Here is a 360-nt window from a genome sequence, read left to right as displayed (position 1 = left end):
CGACAAGCTCGGCATTGCCGGTTACGGCCTCGTGGCTCGCAAGAATGCCGGCAATACGCCGTATCGCTTCATGCCGCAGCTGTGGGCCTATGGCGGAGGCGTCTTCGACGAAGCTACCGCGAGCCCGACCTATAAGCAGGTCGAGCTCAATAGCCCGCAGAGCAAGGCGGCGCTGCAAGCCTCGTACGATATGTATGTTCGCGACAAGTCGGTTCCGGTTTCGGCGCTCACCAACCAGCAGGCCGACAACCAGCCCCTCTTCCTCGGTGGCCAGCTCGGCATGATGATCTCGCACCCGTCCGACTACAACGTTATGCTCGACCTGCAGAAAAAGGCGACGGCTACCGACAAGGACAAGGC

The 360-nt window shown here is 61.1% G+C and carries 1 protein-coding gene; it reads left to right on the top strand.

Features of this window, described 5'->3' with window-relative positions; genetic code table 11:
- The coding region (locus AF337_RS25775) for an extracellular solute-binding protein (RefSeq protein ID WP_152971190.1) at nt 1-360 on the top strand (360 nt) is incomplete at both ends.

Source organism: Rhizobium ecuadorense (assembly GCF_001187535.1).
GTDB classification, from domain to species: Bacteria; Pseudomonadota; Alphaproteobacteria; order Rhizobiales; family Rhizobiaceae; genus Rhizobium; species Rhizobium ecuadorense.
This window is presented reverse-complemented; position numbering and strand designations above follow the sequence as displayed.